We start from the raw sequence: 15977 nt of genomic DNA on the forward strand, positions 1-15977 counted from the left end.
GAGCAGTAGTACCCGGCGGGGACTGGTGCTAAACCGAGAGCGGTTTATCCGGCGAGCCGGTGGAGGACGGCGGCGGCCAGCGCCGTGCGTTCCAGCATCCCCTCGACGCTGATGTGCTCGTGCCGGGCGTGCGCGCCGTCGCCGACCGCGCCGAAGCCGTCCAGGACCGGGTGGCCCAGTGCCGCCACGAAGTTGCCGTCGCTGGCGCCGCCGACCGAGCATTCCCGCAGCGTGACGCCCAGGTCCGCGGCCTCCTCGCGGGCCAGCTCGTACAGCCGCGTGATGGCTTCCGAACGTTCCATCACCGGCCGGTTCCAGCCGCCGGTCACCTCGACCTTCGCGCGCGGGTCGTGCGCCTTCAGCGCCGCGAGGCCCGCATCGATGCGTGCAGCCTCGGCCGCGCTGGACACGCGGACGTCGATCTCGCCGGATGCCGCGCCCGCGATCACGTTCTGCCGGGTGCCGCCGGTGATCACGCCGACGTTCACCGTGGTCCCGGCGTCCGGGTCGGACAGCCCGTGCAGGGCGAGTACCGCCCGCGCCAGCTCGTCGATCGCGCTCGCGCCCTTGGTCGGGTCGAGCCCGGCGTGCGCCTCGACACCTGTCGTGTGCACCTGGAACAGGCCGACACCCTTGCGTGCGGTCTTCACCGCGCCGTCGGCGCTCGCCTCGAACACCAGGGTCGCGCGCGTTCCCGCGGCGGCCTCCTCGATCACCGGGCGGGACGCCGGGCTGCCGATCTCCTCGTCGCCGTTGAGGACCAGCCGCACGGCCGGGCGTGGCAGCCCGGCCGCGTCGAGCGCGCGCAGCGCCCACACCGCGTGCACCAGGCCGGACTTCATGTCGAAGATCCCGGGTCCGGTGGCGCGGTCACCGTCCACGGTGAACGGCCAGGCCTCGAGCGTCCCCAGCGGCCACACCGTGTCGTAGTGGCACAGGAGGAGCACCGGCTCGCCGGCGCCGGGGAAGTCGTAGACCTTGATGTCGCCGTACTGCCCGCCGTCGACGTCGCGGACGTTCTCCGGGGAACCCAAGCGTTCGCGCAGCCAGCCGTCCACCCAGGACAGTCCGCGGTCCAAAGCGGACTTGTCGTCGCTGGGCGTCTCGATGCCGACGTAGGTCGCGACGTCGGCCAGGAGGTCGTCGCGGTGCGTGCGCACCCACTCGTGCAGTTCGCGGATCACAGCGCTCGCTCCAGTTCGGTCAGGTGGTCTTCGGACATCTCGGCGGCGCCGGTCTCGACGTCGCGCAGCCGGGCCAGCATCGCCCGCAGCAGGGGGACGTCCGCCGCGGCGAGCACGGGCGCGTAGTGGTGGTGCACCTCGACCGGGCGGTGCCGGACGGCGATGTCGCGCCAGATGCCGCTGCGGTCCTTGGGCTGGGTCCGCAGCCACGCGACCAGCCGGTCGGTGGCGGCCTCGCGCCCGGTCGCGCCGGGCAGGTAGGCCGCCGGGTCGAACTGGTCGAACGGCTCCAGGGCGCGGTCGCCGGCCGCCGCGAACACCTCCGCGGTGAGCGCGTGCATGAGCGGCCGGTGCCGGTCGATCAGGTCGGCCATCGGGGCGTCGGCCAGCGCCGTCGTGGTGAGCATCGCGCCGAAGCCGAGCTTCGCCCACAGGTAGCCCTCGACGTTGGCGGTCGCCTTCGCCGGGCCCCACGCCTGCAGGTCCGCGACGATCTCCTCGACGCGGTCGGTGATCCGGCCGTCGGGCTCGCCGACGACCAGGGCACCCAGACCGCCGTCCCGCACGACGCCGGGCTCGACGACGTCGGCGAAGAGGTTCACGAACGCCCCGACCGTCCTTTCCGGACCGACGTGCGATGCGATCAGCTCTTCGTTGAGCCCGTTCTGCAGCGAGACGACGAAGCCGTCGGGCGCCAGCCGCGGGGCCAGCCACGGCAGCACCGCCTCGGTGGCCTGGGCCTTGACGGCCAGCAGCGCCCGGCCGAACACCGGGGGCGCCTCGTCCGGGAGGAACGCGGGCAGCTCGACGGTCTCGTCGCCGTCCGGGCGGCGCAGGGTGAGGCCGCGGTCCGCGATGGCGGCCACGTGGCCCGCGTCGGTGTCCACGATGGACACCGGGTGCCCGGCCCGCGCGAGGTGGAAGGCGAGCGTCCCGCCGATCGCGCCGCCGCCGACCACGGTGTACGAGCGCCGGTCAGACATGCGCTTCCTCTCCTTGTTGCACGGGTGTCTCCCCGGCCCAGTGCAGCGGCAGCCCGGCCGCACCCGCGGTCGAACCGCCGTCGACCCGCAGGACCGCGCCGGTGATCCAGCCCGCCTCGGGCCCGGCGAGCCAGAACACCGCGTCGGCGATCTCCCGTGGCTCGCCGCGCCGGCCGAGCGGGTTGACCGACACCGCGGCCGCGTACGCCTCGGTGACCGGGTTCGCGTCGCTGTCGACGGTGACGAACCCCGGGCTCACGGCGTTCACGCGGATGCCGTGCGGGCCCAGCTCGACCGCGCAGGCCTTGGTCACCATCTCGAGCGCGGCCTTCGACGTCGCGTAGTGCGCGGCGCCGGGACGCGCCCGGGTGGCCGCGCCGGAGGAGATGTTGACGACCGCGCCGGGCCTGCCCGCCCGGCCGAACGCGACGGTGGTCAGGAGCGCGGCCCGGACGTTCACGTCCTGCACCCGGTCCCAGATCGCCGCGGTCATGTCGAGCAGGGGAGTGGCGGGGTAGATCCCGGCGGCGTTGACGAGGACGTCGACCGGCCCGGCTCGCTCGACGAGCCCCTCGGCGAATTCCGCCTCGGCGAGGTCCCCGGGCAGTTGCACGACCTCAGTGGACAGACCAGCCGCCACTGTGGACAGTTCCGCCGCGCGGAGGTCGGACAGGACGAGGCGGTCGCCCGCGGCGGCGAACCGGGCCGCGATCGCGGCGCCGATGCCGCCGCCGGCCCCGGTGACGAGCACGGTCCGCACTACAGCTCCTTCCCCTTCGTCTCGGGCATGGTGAGGTAGACCGCGACGCCGATGAGCGCGGCCGCCGCGACGTAGACCCACACGAGGTTGCCGAGGTGGTTCGCGTTCAGCCAGGTCGTGACGTACGGCGCGGTCCCGCCGAAGATCGCGACGGCGAGCGCGTACGGCAGGCCGATGCCGGTGGTGCGGACCTCCGGCGGGAACTGCTCGGCCATGATCACCGCGCAGTTCGCCGAGTAGCCGACGATCAGGACCAGCCCGATCAGCTCGATGACGAACACGCTCCAAAAGCTGTTGCCGAGGAAGTGGAACGCGGGCCAGGCGAACACCACGAACCCGGCGGCGAACGCGGTCATCGTCGCCTTGCGCCCGATCCGGTCGGACAGCAGGCCGCCGAAGGGCAGCAGCGCGATGAACACGACCATGGCGAGGGTGTTCGCCAGCAGCGCCGTCTTGAGCGGGATGCCGGTGGCCAGCTGGGCGTAGGCGGGCATGTAGGAGACCCACACGTAGTAGATCAGCGTGCCGGCGATGGTCACGCCGGCCACGCGCAGCGCGGCTTTCGGGTGGTCCCGCAGCATCGCGACGACCGGGTTGCGCCGGGGCTTCGCGGAGATCTTGCTGAACGCTTCGGTTTCGTGCACCGACACCCGCAGCCAGAGGCCGACCAGGCCGAGCAGCCCGGCGAGGCCGAACGCGAGCCGCCAGCCCCAGCCGTGCAGATCGGCGTCCGACAGCGTCGCGTTGAGGATCGTGCCCATCAGCGCGGCCAGCAGCGAGCCGAGACCGACCGAGACCTGCTGCCACGACCCGGCGAACGCCCGGCGTCCGGGCGCGGCCGATTCGATCAGGAACGCCGACGAGGAGCCGAACTCGCCGCCCGCGGAGAAGCCCTGCACGAGCCGCGCCAGGAGCAGGATTATCGGGGCCAGTACGCCGATGCTCGCGTACGTCGGGCACAGCGCGATGACGATCGACGCGCCGGCCATCAGCGAGATGGTGAGCGTGAGACCTTTCTTGCGGCCCTTCCGGTCGGCGTACGCGCCGAGCACGGCGCCGCCGATCGGCCGCATGACGAACCCGACGGCGAACACGGCCAAAGTGGACAGCAGGGCCGCGGTTTCGTTGCCACCGGCGAAGAACTGACCGGCGAAGACCGGGGCGAACGTCGCGTAGACGGCCCAGTCGACCCATTCGACGGTGTTGCCGACGGCGCCGGCGACGATCGCCTTGCGCTGCTGCGCCGTCAGCCGGTGCGAGACGACGGTGGTGTCCACAGTGGTCATGACCGCTCCTGCAGGACGTGGTCGACGATCTGCGCGTGCGTGGCGAACCAGACGCCGTCGTGACCGGTGATGTGGTCGAGGAGCTCGGCCAGGATCGCGATCCGCGAGCGGTGGCCGATGATGTGCGGGTGCATGGTGAGCTGGAAGATGCCGCCGTCGGCGTAGGCGGCGTCGAACTCGTCGCGCCAGATGGAAAGCACGCCGCGCGGCGGGGTGTAGGGCCGCAGCGAGGCGAAGCGGTCCATCATGAAGTACGGCGCGTCGTCGCGGATCCACTCCACCGGCAGCTCGACGACGCCGGTGGGTTCGCCGCGCTCGATCAGCTCGTAGCAGTCGTCGTCGGCCATCAGCGACGAGTCGTACTTCAGGCCCAGCTCGCGCGTGATGGCGAGGGTGTGCGCGGAGAAGTCCCAGGACGGCGTCCGGATGCCGACCGGCCGGGTGCCGGCGAGGCGTTCGAGGACGTCGGCGGCGCGGAAGGCCAGGTCGCGCTCTTCGGTCTCGGTGAGCGCGGTGTTGCGTTCGTGGATCCAGCCGTGCAGCGCCACCTCGTGTCCGGCGTCCACATAGGACTTGACTTCGCCGTCGTGCAGCAGCGCCGACACGGCGGGCATGAAGAAGGACGCGGGCGCGCTGTGCTGTCGCAGGAGTTTCAGGATGCGCGGCACGCCGACGCGGGCGCCGTATTCGCCTTGCGCCATCTTGCCGGGCAGGACGTCGCCGTCGCGCAGGGCGGGCGTCTCGTGGTCGGAGTCGAAGGACAGCGCGACGGCGACCTTCGCGCCACCGGGCCACGATGCCGGGCGCAGCGCGCGTCCGGCGCGGACGTGCTCGACGTGCCCGCGCCACGTCTGTTCGTCCCACTGCCACGGTTGTTCCGTCATGCGTCCTCCAAGCTGGCCGCGGGCGTCGGGGCCCACGCGCGCTTGAGCGTCGAAACCTGCAGGGTCACGTCGGCCTCCCGGAGCCCGGGCAGCGCGCCGACGACGTCGGTGGTGTGGCGGTAGAGCTCCCCGTAGTGGCGCAGCACGATCTGGCCGACGAGGTTGAAGCGGCCGGTGGTGGCGCTCAGGTACTTCGTGCCGGGGTGGGCGGCGAGCTGCTGCCCGGCCCGGTCGAGCTCGCCGGGGACGACCGAGAGCCAGAGCATGAACTCGAGCGCGTAGCCGAACATGGCGGGTTCGGCGAGCGTCCGGAACCGCAGGCAGCCCCGGCGCACCAGCGAATCGACGCGGCGGGCCACCGTGGACTCGCTGGTACCGACCTGTTTGGACACTTCTTTGAACGGCAGCCGGCCGTCTTCGCCGAGCGCGGCGCAGATCGCGAGGTCGAGCTCGTCGAGCTGCTCGGGCGGGCGTTCCCAGTGCTGCTCCTCGAACGGCCGCACGTCGCCGCCGCGCAGCGCTTTCGCCGCCTCGGGGGTGAGCTCGCCGGAGTCCCAGTCGTGGTTGGAGGTGAAGGTCCGCATGACGGCGAACGTCTCGGCGTCCCGGATGGCCTCGGCGGCGGGGAAGCCGTCTTCCTGCAGGCTCGCGATGTCGGCGTAGGACGGGAGCACGAACTCGGCGGAGCAGTCGGCGCTCCCGGCGAGCACGGTGGCGTACCGGACATCCGGCCGGGCGGCGAGCGCTTCGGCAACGGCGGCGGCAGCGCCGGGTCGGCACTTCAGCCGGGCGATGACCGGGACGCCGAGCCCGCACCGGAGCACGTCGACGACCCCGATGACCCGCAGGCGGCGGCTCTCGGTGAGCTTTTCGGCCCGCCGGAGGACGGTGGACTCACTGGCCCCGACGTGCCGGGCGATGGCACCCCAGGACGCCCGGCCGTTGAGCTGGAGGGCCGCGACGATGCGGCGGTCCAGTTCGGTCGCTTTGCCTTCGTTCTGCACAAGGGGCATCCTGCGTGCAGGAAAACGTCAAGTCAAGGGGTGGCGGTGCTGGAAAGATGCACCCGTGCCCTGGTTCGGTGGGTCACTCCGTCGGGAGTACCGGCGTGGCCGCCGCGAAGGCGTCGGCCGCCGCCAGGTCGAATTCGCCGTGGTCGCTGCCCAGTCCCTGGGCCACCAACCCGGCCGCCGCGCACCCGAGCACGGCCGCTTCCCGCAGTGAGCGGCCGAGACCGACGCCTCGCAGGAAGCCCGCCGAGAACGCGTCGCCGCAGCCCGTCGTGTCGACCACCGGGACCGCGAACGCCGGGACCGCGATGGTCTCCTCGGCTGTCACCACCAGTGCTCCGCGCGCACCGCGCGTGACCGCCACGCACCCGACGCCCTGATCGAGCAGCGTCCGGGCGCCGTCCTCCAGTGCCGCCGCGCCGGTCAAGCCCAGCACCTGCTCCTCGTTCGGCAGCAGGTAGTCCAAAGAGGACAACGCCGGCGCGATCCAGGCCAGCACCCCGGGGTCGCCCGGCGCCAGCAGGTCGGCCGACGTCACCACACCCGCGGCCCGCACCGGCGCCAGAATCGACGCGGCCGCCGCGCCGCCCATCAGCTCCGGCCCGCCCAGGTGCAGGTGAGTCGCGCGGGTCAGCGCCGCCAGGGGAGCCTCCGACGGCTCGTAACCCAGGTTGGCCCCCGGCACGTGGAACGCGGGCCGGCTGCCGTCGGGGCGGATCGGGAGCACCGATGCCGACGTCTGCACGCCCGCGCGGCGCAGCACCAGCGACGTGTCGATGCCGTACTGGGCGAGCATCGACAGGAGCAGGTCGCCGATGGGGTCGTCGCCGACCGCGCCGGCCGACCGGACCCAGGCGCCGAGCTTCGCGAGCGTCACCGCCGTGCCCGCGGCCGTCCCCGCCGGGCCGAACCGGATCTGCTCGACCAGCGCCGCGCCCTGGCCCTCCGGGATGGCCTCGACCGGCCGGACCTGCACGTCGAACACGTGCGCGCCCAGCGTCACGACGGTCTGCGTCATCAGTCCTCGATCCGCCGGGGCCGGCCGTACCCACTTCGCACGGCCGCGGTCACGACCGCTTCCTGCTGCAGGTCGTCCAGCGCCCGGGGTGCGCCGAGCGCGGCGGCCCGGACGTACAGCCCGCACGCCCACTCCAGCAGCAGCGCGTTGTCCATCGCCGCCTCGAGCGTCGGGCCGTGGGCGATCGCGCCGTGGTTGGCCAGCAGCGCCGCCGTCTTGCCGTCGAGCGCCGCGAGGGTGCCGGCGGCCAGCTCCGCGGAGCCGAACACGGCGAACGGCGCCACCCGCACCGCGCCGCCCAGCGCGAGCTGCTGGTAGTGGACGCAGGGGAGCTCGTCGAGCACCAGTGACACCGCGGTGGCCTGCGGCGAGTGCGTGTGCACCACCGCGCCGGCGTCGTAGCGCCGGTAGATCCCCAGGTGCAGCTCCAGTTCCGAGGTCGGCGTCAGCTCCCCGGCGACGATCGTCCCGTCGAGGTCGACGACGGTCACGTCGTCGGGCGTGGCCGCGCCCAGCACGATCCCGGTCGCGGTCACCGCCACGTGGTCGCCGGCCCGGACGCTCACGTTGCCCGCGGTGCCGATCAGCAGGCCCTCGCCGGCGAGGCCGTTGCTCGCGCGGGCGACCGCCCGGCGCGCGTCGTCGAGTACGGAACTTCCCACTGCCATGGGCCCGAGGCTAGAATAAATGCGAAACAAAGTCACGTTCAGGTTTGGAGCGGCATGCAGCGAGTCCCGCGTCAGGCCCGGGCCCGGGAGAAGCTGGCCCGGGTCCTGGAAGCGGCCGACCGGTTGCTCGCCGAGGAGGGCGTCGAGGCCCTGACGACGACCCGGGTCGCCGCGGCGGCAGGCGTCTCCGTGGGCACGTTGTACCAGTACCTGCCGGACCGCGACGCCATCACCGAAGCCCTGGCGGACAGCTACCTCGCCCGGCTCGAAGAGCTCATGACGTCCTTCGCCGACCAGGCGGCGAAGGAGACCTGGGACGACCCCGTCGGCCTGCTCGTCGACGCGTTCGCCGCGCTCTACCGCGCCGAACCCGGGTTCCGTGCCCTCTGGCTGGGCCGCGGGCTGACGGAGGCGACGCGGGAGGCCGACGTCGCCCACAAGCGCGTGATGGCCACCGGCGTGCACCGCGTGCTCGTCGCCCAGCGCCTGCTCCGCGACGACGCCGAGGCCGCGATGGCGTGCCGCACCGCGTTCCTGGCCGCGGACGCCGTCATCCAGGAGGCGTTCCGCGCCGATCCCGACGGCGCCGCCGGGCTGCTCGACTCGCTGAAAGCCATGCTTCGGGCCTACCTGGAGCGGCTCGTCTAGGCTCCCGGGCATGCCCGATACGCAGTACGAAGACCTCCTCCGCCACGTCCTCGACACGGGAGCCCGCAAGGCGGACCGCACCGGCACGGGCACGCGGTCGATCTTCGGGCACCAGCTGCGCTACCGCCTGGCCGACGGCTTCCCGCTGGTCACGACCAAGAAGGTCCACTTCCGGTCGGTCGCGTACGAGCTGCTGTGGTTCCTGCGGGGCGACGGCAACGTCGAGTGGCTCCAGGAGAACGGCGTCACGATCTGGGACGAGTGGGCCGCCCCGGACGGCGACCTCGGCCCGGTGTACGGCGTCCAGTGGCGATCGTGGCCGACCCCGGACGGCGGGCACATCGACCAGATCGCCGAGGTGCTGCGCACGCTGCGCGAGAACCCGGACTCGCGGCGGATCATCGTGTCGGCGTGGAACGTCGCGGACATCCCGCGGATGGCGTTGCCGCCGTGCCACGCGTTCTTCCAGTTCTACGTCGCCGACGGCGAGCTGTCCTGCCAGCTGTACCAGCGCAGCGCGGACCTGTTCCTCGGCGTGCCGTTCAACATCGCGAGCTACGCGCTGCTGACGCACATGATCGCCGAGCAGGTGGGCCTCGGCGTCGGCGACTTCATCTGGACCGGCGGCGACTGCCACATCTACGACAACCACGAGGACCAGGTCCGCAGGCAGCTGGCCCGCGACGCGCGGCCGTTCCCGACGCTGAGCTTGAAGCCCGCGGACAGCCTGTTCGACTACACGTACGAGCACATCGCCCTCGACGGTTACGACCCGCATCCGGGCATCAAGGCCCCGGTGGCGGTGTGATCGGCCTGATCTGGGCCCAGTCGGCCAACGGAGTGATCGGCCGCGACGGGGAGTTGCCGTGGCATTTGCCGGAGGATTTGAAGCACTTCCGCACGCTGACGGCGGGGGCGACTGTCCTGATGGGACGCCGTACGTGGGAGTCGCTGCCGCCGCGGTTCCGGCCGTTGCCGGGGCGGCGCAATTTGGTGTTGTCGCGTGCGCGGCAGGAGGGGGTGGAGACGTTCTCCTCCTTGGAACCGGCGCTCGCGGAGGTGTCGGGGGACGGGTGGGTGATCGGCGGCGCGGCGGTGTACCGGGCGGCGTTGCCGTTCGCGGACCGGATCATGGTGACGGAGATCCGGGAGAGTTTCGAGGGCGACACGCGGGCGCCTGAGGTGGGGCGTGCACCGGATTCGGTGGGGGAGTGGCAGGAGTCGTCGACGGGGTTGCACTACCGGTTCTTGACCTGGGGCTGAGGTCGGCGCTTTCTGGGCCGCGGCGAGCCGTAGCTGCGGGGAGGCGGTGGCTTGGCCCGGCTCGGGATGCTGTTTCTTGGGCGTGGGTGTAGGCCCGTAGCCGGTTGGCTGCGGGCCTTTCCCGTTTATGCCGCGAATGGCAGGGGTTGGTGGAGGTTGTTGCGCCTGGGTTTTCGGCGCCTGTCGAGGAATGCCGGTGGGAGGAATTCGGGCAGTCCGTCGGCGGCGATGCGGACTTGCCAGCCGGAGCGGTGCAGCAGCCGGTGGTGGTGGGCGCACATCAGGACCAGGTTGCCCAGCTCGGTCGGGCCGCCGTCGGCCCAGTGGCGGATGTGGTGGCCTTGGCAGTGGCGGGGTGGGCGGTGGCAGCCGGGGAATGCGCAGCCGCGGTCGCGTAGGTAGAGGGCGCGGCGGAGTGGGGTGGAGATGAGGCGTCGTTGGCGGCCGAGGTCGAGGGGGTCGCTGGTGGTGCCGAGGACGGCGGGGATGAGCCTGCAGTCGCAGGCGTGGATCCGGGCTTCGGCGGCGGAGATGGTGCCGTGGTCGCCGAGGATCGCTCGGCCGGCGCCGGGCTTGGGTGTGGTGCCGGAGTTGCCGGAGACGGCCTGGCCGGAACCAGGCTGGGGCCTGGTCGCAGTGTCGCCGAAGGTGGTCTGTCCGGCAATGGGCTTGGGTGTGGTCGCGGTGTTGCCGAGCGTGGCACGGTCGGCGGCGTGCTTTGGCATGGTGCTGGCGAAGGCGGGCTGGTCGCCAGCGGTCTTGGGTGTGGTGTCGGTGCTCGTGAAGGCGGTCAGGCCGGTGGTGGGCGTGGCGCCGGTGTCGGCGAGGATTTCTGTGGCGAGGCCAGACCTCAGGTCCGCCAACGACACCGCCACCATCACGTGCGCTCGCTCGCCGGCCTGCATCGGTAAGTCTGGGGAGTTGAATGCCAGGTCGATCGCGTCGGAGAATGCGTCGCCGTAGCGCTCTGACGGCGAACGCAAGTCTGGGCCCTCGTCGGTTGTGCGGCGTTGCGACAGGGCGTCCAGTAGGACGCTGGCTCGGGTGCCGGTTTCGTCGTCGAAACGGCCGTTCAGTTCCCAGAACCCGGTTCTCTTGCGGCGCAACGACAGTTCGCGGCTGGGGGTGGCCGGTTCGGTCTCGTCGGGTTCGGCTCCGTCGGGGTCCAGGTGGGCCACGATGCGCGCTCCGAGAGCGGCGACCTGTCTGTGGCCGGCCTCGGAGGCGAACGTCAGCAGGTGATGCTCGGCTTCGTCGCGGTGCTCCGGTGGGATCTGGCTCATCACGCCGACGATCGTGTCGATCATCGGGGTGCTCAACCGGCCGTCCGAGGCGGCAAGGCCGGTGGCGGGGGCGACGGCGGGGATCGGGGTGCCGTCGAGGGTGCGGCCAGGATTGAGGGCGCGGGCTCGTTTGACCACGGTCTCGGCGGCGGACTTGGGGATGTCGGCGAGATGCTCGAAGAGCCTTGCAGCAGAACGGTATCCGAAGAGCTCCAGGACACCACGGGACTCGATTTCGACGAGCAGCGAGCCGATCTCGGCCTCCAAGGAACGCACGGAAGTGAGCAGCGCGGAGATACGGTCGGCCAGGGCCACCGCATCCGCTTGCCACGCCACTTCGCTGTCCACACAACAAGATTACCGCCAGTCGAACGCAAGTTCATCACTCGATCAGCTGAAAGCCGTACAGCGGCAGGGACACCGTTGCGTGGGGAATCGGCGCTCCCGCGCCGAGCAGCAAGCAACCACACGAAGCGCCGATTCCCCACGCCCCGGCGAAGCCGCATCTTGGAAACCCAGCCCCACGACATCCGCCACTTGACGTAGCAGCCACCAAAGGTCAACAATTCACCCGTACCAAGGAATGTTAACGCTAACATATCGGAGCGAAGCAATGAAGCTGCGCACCACGGTGACCACGCTCCTGCTGCTGGCCGGAACGCTCCTGGCACCGGCCACCGCAAAAGCCGCCACGGAACAGCAGGTTCCACCGCCCGTCATGGGCTGGGCCTCCTGGAACTCCTTCGCCGCCAAGATCGACTACAACGTCATAAAGACACAAGCCGACGCGCTGGTCTCGACCGGCCTGAAGGACGCCGGCTACACCCACGTCAACATCGACGAAGGCTGGTGGCAGGGCACCCGCGACAGCGCGGGCAACATCACCGTCGACCCCACCGAATGGCCCGGCGGGATGACGGCGATCGCGGACTACCTGCACGCCAAAGGGTTGAAAGCCGGCATCTACACCGACGCCGGGCGCGACGGCTGCGGCTACTACTTCCCGACCGGCCGCCCCGCGGCACCCGGGTCCGGCAGTGAAGGTCACTACCTCCAGGACATGCTGCAATTCCAGCGCTGGGGCTTCGACTTCGTCAAGGTCGACTGGTGCGGCGGCGACGCCGAGGGCCTCGACCCGGCGAGCACCTACCGGGCCATCAGCGACGCCAATCGCGCCGCCACCGCGCAAACCGGCCGCGCGCTCACCCTGTCCGTCTGCGACTGGGGCAAGAAGAACCCGTGGAACTGGGGCCCCGGCACCGCCCCGATGTGGCGCACGAGCACGGACATCATCTACTACGGCCAGACTGCGACCCTCCGGCAGGCATTGACCAACTTCGACCAGGCGCAGCACCCCGTGTCGCAGCACACCGGGTACGTCAACGACCCGGACATGCTCACCGTCGGCATGCCCGGGCTCTCCGCCGCGCAGGGCCGGACCGAACTGGGCATGTGGGCGATCTCCGGCGCGCCTCTGCTGGCGGGCAACAACCTCGCGACGATGAGTGCGGAAACCGCGTCGATCCTGAAGAACCGGGAAGTCGTCGCCGTCGACCAGGATCCGCGGGGGCTACAGGGTGTGAAGATCGCCGAGGACGCCGCCGGGCTGCAGGTCTACGGCAAAGTCCTCGCCGGCGAAGGGAAGCGCGCCGCGCTGCTGCTCAACCGGACGTCCAAGGCGGCCACGATGACCTTGCGCTGGGCCGACCTCGGCCTGACCACCGCGCCGGCGAACGTGCGGAACCTCTGGGCCGCCCAGGACAACGGCAGCTTCGCCACCGGGTACAGCGTGAGCGTCCCGGCCGGCGACTCGGTGCTCCTGACCGTCCAAGGGTCCGACGCCCCGGCGTACCACGGCTCGAGTTTCACCGCGCCCGCAACAGGTCTGGCCGTCGCGACCTTCACCTACAGCTCCGCCACCACCCAGACTCCGACTCTCGCGGTCAACGGCCAGCAGCCGACCGTCGTCGCGTTCCCGGCCACCGGAGGCACGGCCAAGACCGTCTCCGCCGTGGTCTCACTGGGCAAGGGGGCGAACTCCCTGACGTTCGCCGGCACCTCGCCGCCGGTCACCGACGTCGCGATCCTGCCGCTGCCGGGCACCGCCGGGGTCCAGGTGGTCGGCACGCAGTCGGGCCGCTGCCTCGACGTCGACGACAACAGCATCGCCAACGGCGTCCAGGCCCAGCTGTGGGACTGCGCCGCGGGACCCAACCAGACCTGGACGCCGGCCCGCGGGCAGCTCGTCGTCAACGGCACCAAATGCCTGGACGCCTACGACAACGGGACGTCCAACGGCACCGCGGTCGTCATCTGGGACTGCAACGGCCAGCGCAACCAGCAATGGACCCTGAACACCGGCGGCACCATCACCAACGCGCTGTCCGGGCTGTGCCTGGACGCGAGCGGCGCCGGCACCGCGAACGCCACGAAGATCATCCTCTGGACCTGCGGCGGTGGGGCCAACCAGCAGTGGACCCGGCGGTGACCTACGCGGTCGAATCCCGGATCACCAGCCGGCACGGCCGCGTGTGCCGGCCGGGAGAAGGTGCGCCGTTGATCGCCGCCAGCAGCAGGTCCGCGGCGGTCCGCCCGAGCGCCTCCAGTTCCATGTCGACGCTCGTCAGCGGTGGCTGGCAGGCCAGCGCCATGACGTCCCAGTTGTCGAAGCCGACCAGCGCGACGTCGCCGGGCACGCGCCGCCCGGCCGCCTGCACCGCGTCGGCGACACCACGGGCGATCTGGTCGCTGCCGCAGAACACCGCGTCGAACTCGGTGCCCGCGCCGAGCAGCATCCGCACCGCCTGGCGACCCCACGCCTCGCTCCACTCGCCGAACATCGGCGCGCCGACGAGCTCGAGCCCGGCTTCCCCCAGCCGCTCGGTGGCGGCCGTGGCGCGGACCGTCGCCGAATGGTGGTGCTCGGGGCCGGTGACGTGGGCGATGCGGCGCCGTCCGGTGGCCAGGAGGTGTTCGACGGCCTTGCGAGCGCCGCCCGCTTCGTCCGGCACCACGGAGCAGTCGTGCGGGTCGGCCGAGCTGATGAACGCGTACACCACGGGGATGGGCAGGGCGTCGCCGATCGGCGGCCGGGCCTGGGTCCGGCGGCCGGTGACGATGATGCCGTCGACGCGGCGCGACAGCAGCGTGCGCAGGTAGTACTGCTCGCGGATCGGGTCGTCGCGGGCGTCGCAGAGGAAGACCGACATCTCGCCGGCGCCCAGCGCGTCTTCCGCGCCCATCATCAGCGGGATGCTGAACCGGCCGATCGTGTCGGTGGTGATCATGCCGACGGTGTAGGTGCGGCCCGAGTTGAGCGTGACGGCCGCCCGGTTGGCCTGGAAGCCCAGCTGCTCGGCGGCGGACAGCACGCGCTGCCGGGTCTCGGCGCGGAGCGATCCACGGCCGTTGAGCGCCTTCGACGCCGTGCCGACCGAGACGCCGGCCAGCAGCGCGACCTCGCTGATCGTGGCCGGCTTGGCGACGTTTCCGGGAGTTTCCGAAAGTTTCCTCGGGGGCATGGTGGCACAGTACCTCCGGCCTCGATCGACGACCACCAGCAACGCCGACGAAGTGGTGCAAATGGCGCTTGACGCACCCGCGAGGAGGAGCCTAACTTGATTCGGCAACCGGTTTCCGAAGTTTCCTCCTCGACGTTCACCGGCGGCGGCCTCCCGTTAGGAGAGTCGATGACTTCGCACATCCGAACCAGGACCGGGCGGGTCGTGGCCGCCCTCGCCGGCGTGCTCTTCCTCGCGGCCTGCCAGAGCGGGCCCTCCGGGGCGGCGGCAGGCGACACCGCCGGCGTGGACGACGGCACCACGATCACCATGTGGACCCGGTCGCCGACGGCCACCTTCAGCCAGACGCTGATCGACGCCTACAACGCGAGCCACAAGAACAAGGTCAAGCTGACCGTCTTCCCCGCCGACTCCTACCAGCAGAAGGTCGGCACCGCCGCGGGCGCGCGGCAGCTGCCCGACCTGCTGGCCGCCGACGTCGTCTACGCACCGAACTACGCGGCCAAGGGCCTGTTCCTGGACCTGACCGGCCGCGTGAACCAGCTGGCGTTCAAGGGTTCCCTCGCCCCGGCGCACATGAAGGCGGCGACCTTCGAGGGCAAGCACTACGCGGTGCCGCACGACATCGACCTGTCCGCGGTCTTCTACAACAAGGTCCTGTTCACCCGCGCCGGCCTGGATCCCGCGAAGCCACCGGCCACGCTGGACGAACTGGCCGCGGCCGCGCGCAAGATCGCCGCGCTCGGCGGGGACGTCAAGGGCTACTTCTTCGGCGGCGCCTGCCCGGGGTGCCAGCTGTTCACCAGCTGGCCGATGATCTGGGCCTCCGGCGGCACGGTGCTCAACGACCAGGGGACCGCCGCCACGCTCGACAGCCCGCAGGCCGCCCAGGTCTATTCGCTGCTGCGGCAGCTCTACACCGACGGCGTCGTGCCGCAGTCGGCGAAGAACGAGTCCGGGCCGACGTGGACCCAGCCGTTCCTCGACGGCAAGATCGGCATCCAGCCGATGGGCGCGACCGCGTTGCAGGGCATCAAGGAAGGACCCGGGCTGCAGGTCGGCGTCGCGCCGATCCCCGGCCTGACCGGCGGGAGCTCGTCGTTCGTCGGCGGGGACGTCGTCGGGATCGGCAGCAACAGCGCCCACGCCGCGGCCGCGTGGGACTTCATCGCCTGGACGCTGTCGGATCAGGCCCAGGTCGACGTCGTGGCGAAGAGCAAGAACATCACCGTCCGCTCCGACCTCGCCGACAACACCTACGCCAAGCAGGACCCGCGGCTCGGTGTGTTCAACCGGCTCGCCGGCCAGGGCCAGACCCCGATCTCGGTCAACTTCGGCAAGACGTTCAACGACACCAACGGTCCCTGGACCGCGACGGTGATCGACGCGGTGTTCGGCGGTGGTGACGTGGGCTCGATCCTGAAGCAGCACAACGCGGCCGTCACCGAGTCCCTCGCCGGCAGCTGACG

15 protein-coding genes are annotated in these 15977 nt (G+C 71.4%); 5 read left to right on the top strand and 10 right to left on the bottom strand.

The window, feature by feature from the left end; all coding sequences use genetic code 11:
• Positions 1-44: 44 nt before the first annotated feature.
• The 8 genes from QSK39_RS31210 to QSK39_RS31245 form a co-directional block, all read right to left on the bottom strand.
• Positions 45-1184: a M20 family metallopeptidase gene (locus QSK39_RS31210; RefSeq protein WP_285481428.1), complete on the bottom strand. Its 1140-nt coding sequence runs from the start codon at positions 1182-1184 to the stop codon at positions 45-47.
• A complete protein-coding gene (locus QSK39_RS31215) occupies positions 1181-2167 on the bottom strand; it encodes a ketopantoate reductase family protein (protein ID WP_285481429.1) in 987 nt (328 codons plus the stop codon). The genes QSK39_RS31210 and QSK39_RS31215 overlap by 4 nt, the downstream gene beginning before the upstream one ends.
• Positions 2160-2927, bottom strand: coding sequence for an SDR family NAD(P)-dependent oxidoreductase (locus tag QSK39_RS31220; RefSeq protein WP_285481430.1), 768 nt, complete (start codon positions 2925-2927; stop codon positions 2160-2162). Before QSK39_RS31220 ends, QSK39_RS31215 begins: the two co-directional genes overlap by 8 nt.
• Entirely contained in the window at positions 2927-4213 is a 1287-nt protein-coding gene (locus tag QSK39_RS31225; protein ID WP_285481431.1) for an MFS transporter, read from the bottom strand. Before QSK39_RS31225 ends, QSK39_RS31220 begins: the two co-directional genes overlap by 1 nt.
• Positions 4210-5097 carry a polysaccharide deacetylase family protein gene (locus QSK39_RS31230; protein ID WP_285481432.1) on the bottom strand — a complete coding sequence of 296 codons (888 nt, stop codon included), beginning with the start codon at positions 5095-5097 and terminating at the stop codon, positions 4210-4212. Before QSK39_RS31230 ends, QSK39_RS31225 begins: the two co-directional genes overlap by 4 nt.
• Positions 5094-6101: an Lrp/AsnC family transcriptional regulator gene (locus tag QSK39_RS31235; protein ID WP_285481433.1), complete on the bottom strand. Its 1008-nt coding sequence runs from the start codon at positions 6099-6101 to the stop codon at positions 5094-5096. Before QSK39_RS31235 ends, QSK39_RS31230 begins: the two co-directional genes overlap by 4 nt.
• Positions 6102-6183: 82 nt before the next feature.
• Positions 6184-7125 (bottom strand): carbohydrate kinase family protein, encoded by a 942-nt coding sequence (locus tag QSK39_RS31240; RefSeq protein WP_285481434.1) that lies wholly within the window; start codon positions 7123-7125, stop codon positions 6184-6186.
• Positions 7125-7793 carry a class II aldolase/adducin family protein gene (locus QSK39_RS31245; protein ID WP_285481435.1) on the bottom strand — a complete coding sequence of 223 codons (669 nt, stop codon included), beginning with the start codon at positions 7791-7793 and terminating at the stop codon, positions 7125-7127. Before QSK39_RS31245 ends, QSK39_RS31240 begins: the two co-directional genes overlap by 1 nt.
• A gap of 54 nt (positions 7794-7847) precedes the next feature.
• Between QSK39_RS31245 and QSK39_RS31250 the strand changes: the two genes are divergently transcribed.
• Genes QSK39_RS31250 through QSK39_RS31260 form a run of 3 tightly spaced genes read left to right on the top strand, consistent with a single transcriptional unit; the run spans position 7848 to position 9704 of the window.
• The gene (locus QSK39_RS31250) at positions 7848-8441 is read left to right on the top strand and encodes a TetR/AcrR family transcriptional regulator (protein WP_285481436.1); all 594 of its coding nucleotides are present in this window, start codon (positions 7848-7850) and stop codon (positions 8439-8441) included.
• A 10-nt stretch (positions 8442-8451) separates the two neighbouring features.
• A complete protein-coding gene (locus QSK39_RS31255) occupies positions 8452-9249 on the top strand; it encodes a thymidylate synthase (protein ID WP_285481437.1) in 798 nt (265 codons plus the stop codon).
• Positions 9246-9704, top strand: coding sequence for a dihydrofolate reductase (locus tag QSK39_RS31260; protein WP_285481438.1), 459 nt, complete (start codon positions 9246-9248; stop codon positions 9702-9704). The genes QSK39_RS31255 and QSK39_RS31260 overlap by 4 nt, the downstream gene beginning before the upstream one ends.
• A 125-nt stretch (positions 9705-9829) precedes the next feature.
• On the opposite strand, the gene QSK39_RS31265 is transcribed toward QSK39_RS31260, so the two are convergent.
• Entirely contained in the window at positions 9830-11335 is a 1506-nt protein-coding gene (locus QSK39_RS31265; RefSeq protein WP_285481439.1) for an HNH endonuclease signature motif containing protein, read from the bottom strand.
• A gap of 265 nt (positions 11336-11600) precedes the next feature.
• On the opposite strand from QSK39_RS31265, the gene QSK39_RS31270 reads away from it, so the two are divergent.
• The gene (locus QSK39_RS31270) at positions 11601-13475 is read left to right on the top strand and encodes an RICIN domain-containing protein (protein ID WP_285481440.1); all 1875 of its coding nucleotides are present in this window, start codon (positions 11601-11603) and stop codon (positions 13473-13475) included.
• 1 nt (position 13476) lies between these two features.
• Here the strand turns inward: QSK39_RS31270 and QSK39_RS31275 are convergent, their stop codons facing one another.
• Entirely contained in the window at positions 13477-14508 is a 1032-nt protein-coding gene (locus tag QSK39_RS31275) for a LacI family DNA-binding transcriptional regulator (RefSeq protein ID WP_285481441.1), read from the bottom strand.
• A gap of 168 nt (positions 14509-14676) precedes the next feature.
• Here QSK39_RS31275 and QSK39_RS31280 point away from each other — a divergent pair, with 168 nt between their 5' ends.
• Positions 14677-15975 (top strand): ABC transporter substrate-binding protein, encoded by a 1299-nt coding sequence (locus QSK39_RS31280; protein WP_285481442.1) that lies wholly within the window; start codon positions 14677-14679, stop codon positions 15973-15975.
• The last annotated feature ends 2 nt before the right edge of the window (positions 15976-15977 follow it).

This window comes from Amycolatopsis sp. NBRC 101858 (genome assembly GCF_030269325.1).
Classification (GTDB): domain Bacteria; phylum Actinomycetota; class Actinomycetes; order Mycobacteriales; family Pseudonocardiaceae; genus Amycolatopsis; species Amycolatopsis ponsaeliensis.

Bases quoted from the DNA above. Each gene is read 5' to 3' on its own strand.
- QSK39_RS31240 (WP_285481434.1), bottom strand. From the start codon at position 7,125: ATGACGCAGACCGTCGTGACGCTGGGCGCGCACGTGTTCGACGTGCAG.
- QSK39_RS31255 (WP_285481437.1), top strand. From the start codon at position 8,452: ATGCCCGATACGCAGTACGAAGACCTCCTCCGCCACGTCCTCGACACG.
- QSK39_RS31275 (WP_285481441.1), bottom strand. From the start codon at position 14,508: ATGCCCCCGAGGAAACTTTCGGAAACTCCCGGAAACGTCGCCAAGCCG.
- QSK39_RS31270 (WP_285481440.1), top strand. From the start codon at position 11,601: ATGAAGCTGCGCACCACGGTGACCACGCTCCTGCTGCTGGCCGGAACG.
- QSK39_RS31230 (WP_285481432.1), bottom strand. From the start codon at position 5,097: ATGACGGAACAACCGTGGCAGTGGGACGAACAGACGTGGCGCGGGCAC.
- QSK39_RS31250 (WP_285481436.1), top strand. From the start codon at position 7,848: ATGCAGCGAGTCCCGCGTCAGGCCCGGGCCCGGGAGAAGCTGGCCCGG.
- QSK39_RS31280 (WP_285481442.1), top strand. From the start codon at position 14,677: ATGACTTCGCACATCCGAACCAGGACCGGGCGGGTCGTGGCCGCCCTC.
- QSK39_RS31225 (WP_285481431.1), bottom strand. From the start codon at position 4,213: ATGACCACTGTGGACACCACCGTCGTCTCGCACCGGCTGACGGCGCAG.
- QSK39_RS31245 (WP_285481435.1), bottom strand. From the start codon at position 7,793: ATGGCAGTGGGAAGTTCCGTACTCGACGACGCGCGCCGGGCGGTCGCC.
- QSK39_RS31215 (WP_285481429.1), bottom strand. From the start codon at position 2,167: ATGTCTGACCGGCGCTCGTACACCGTGGTCGGCGGCGGCGCGATCGGC.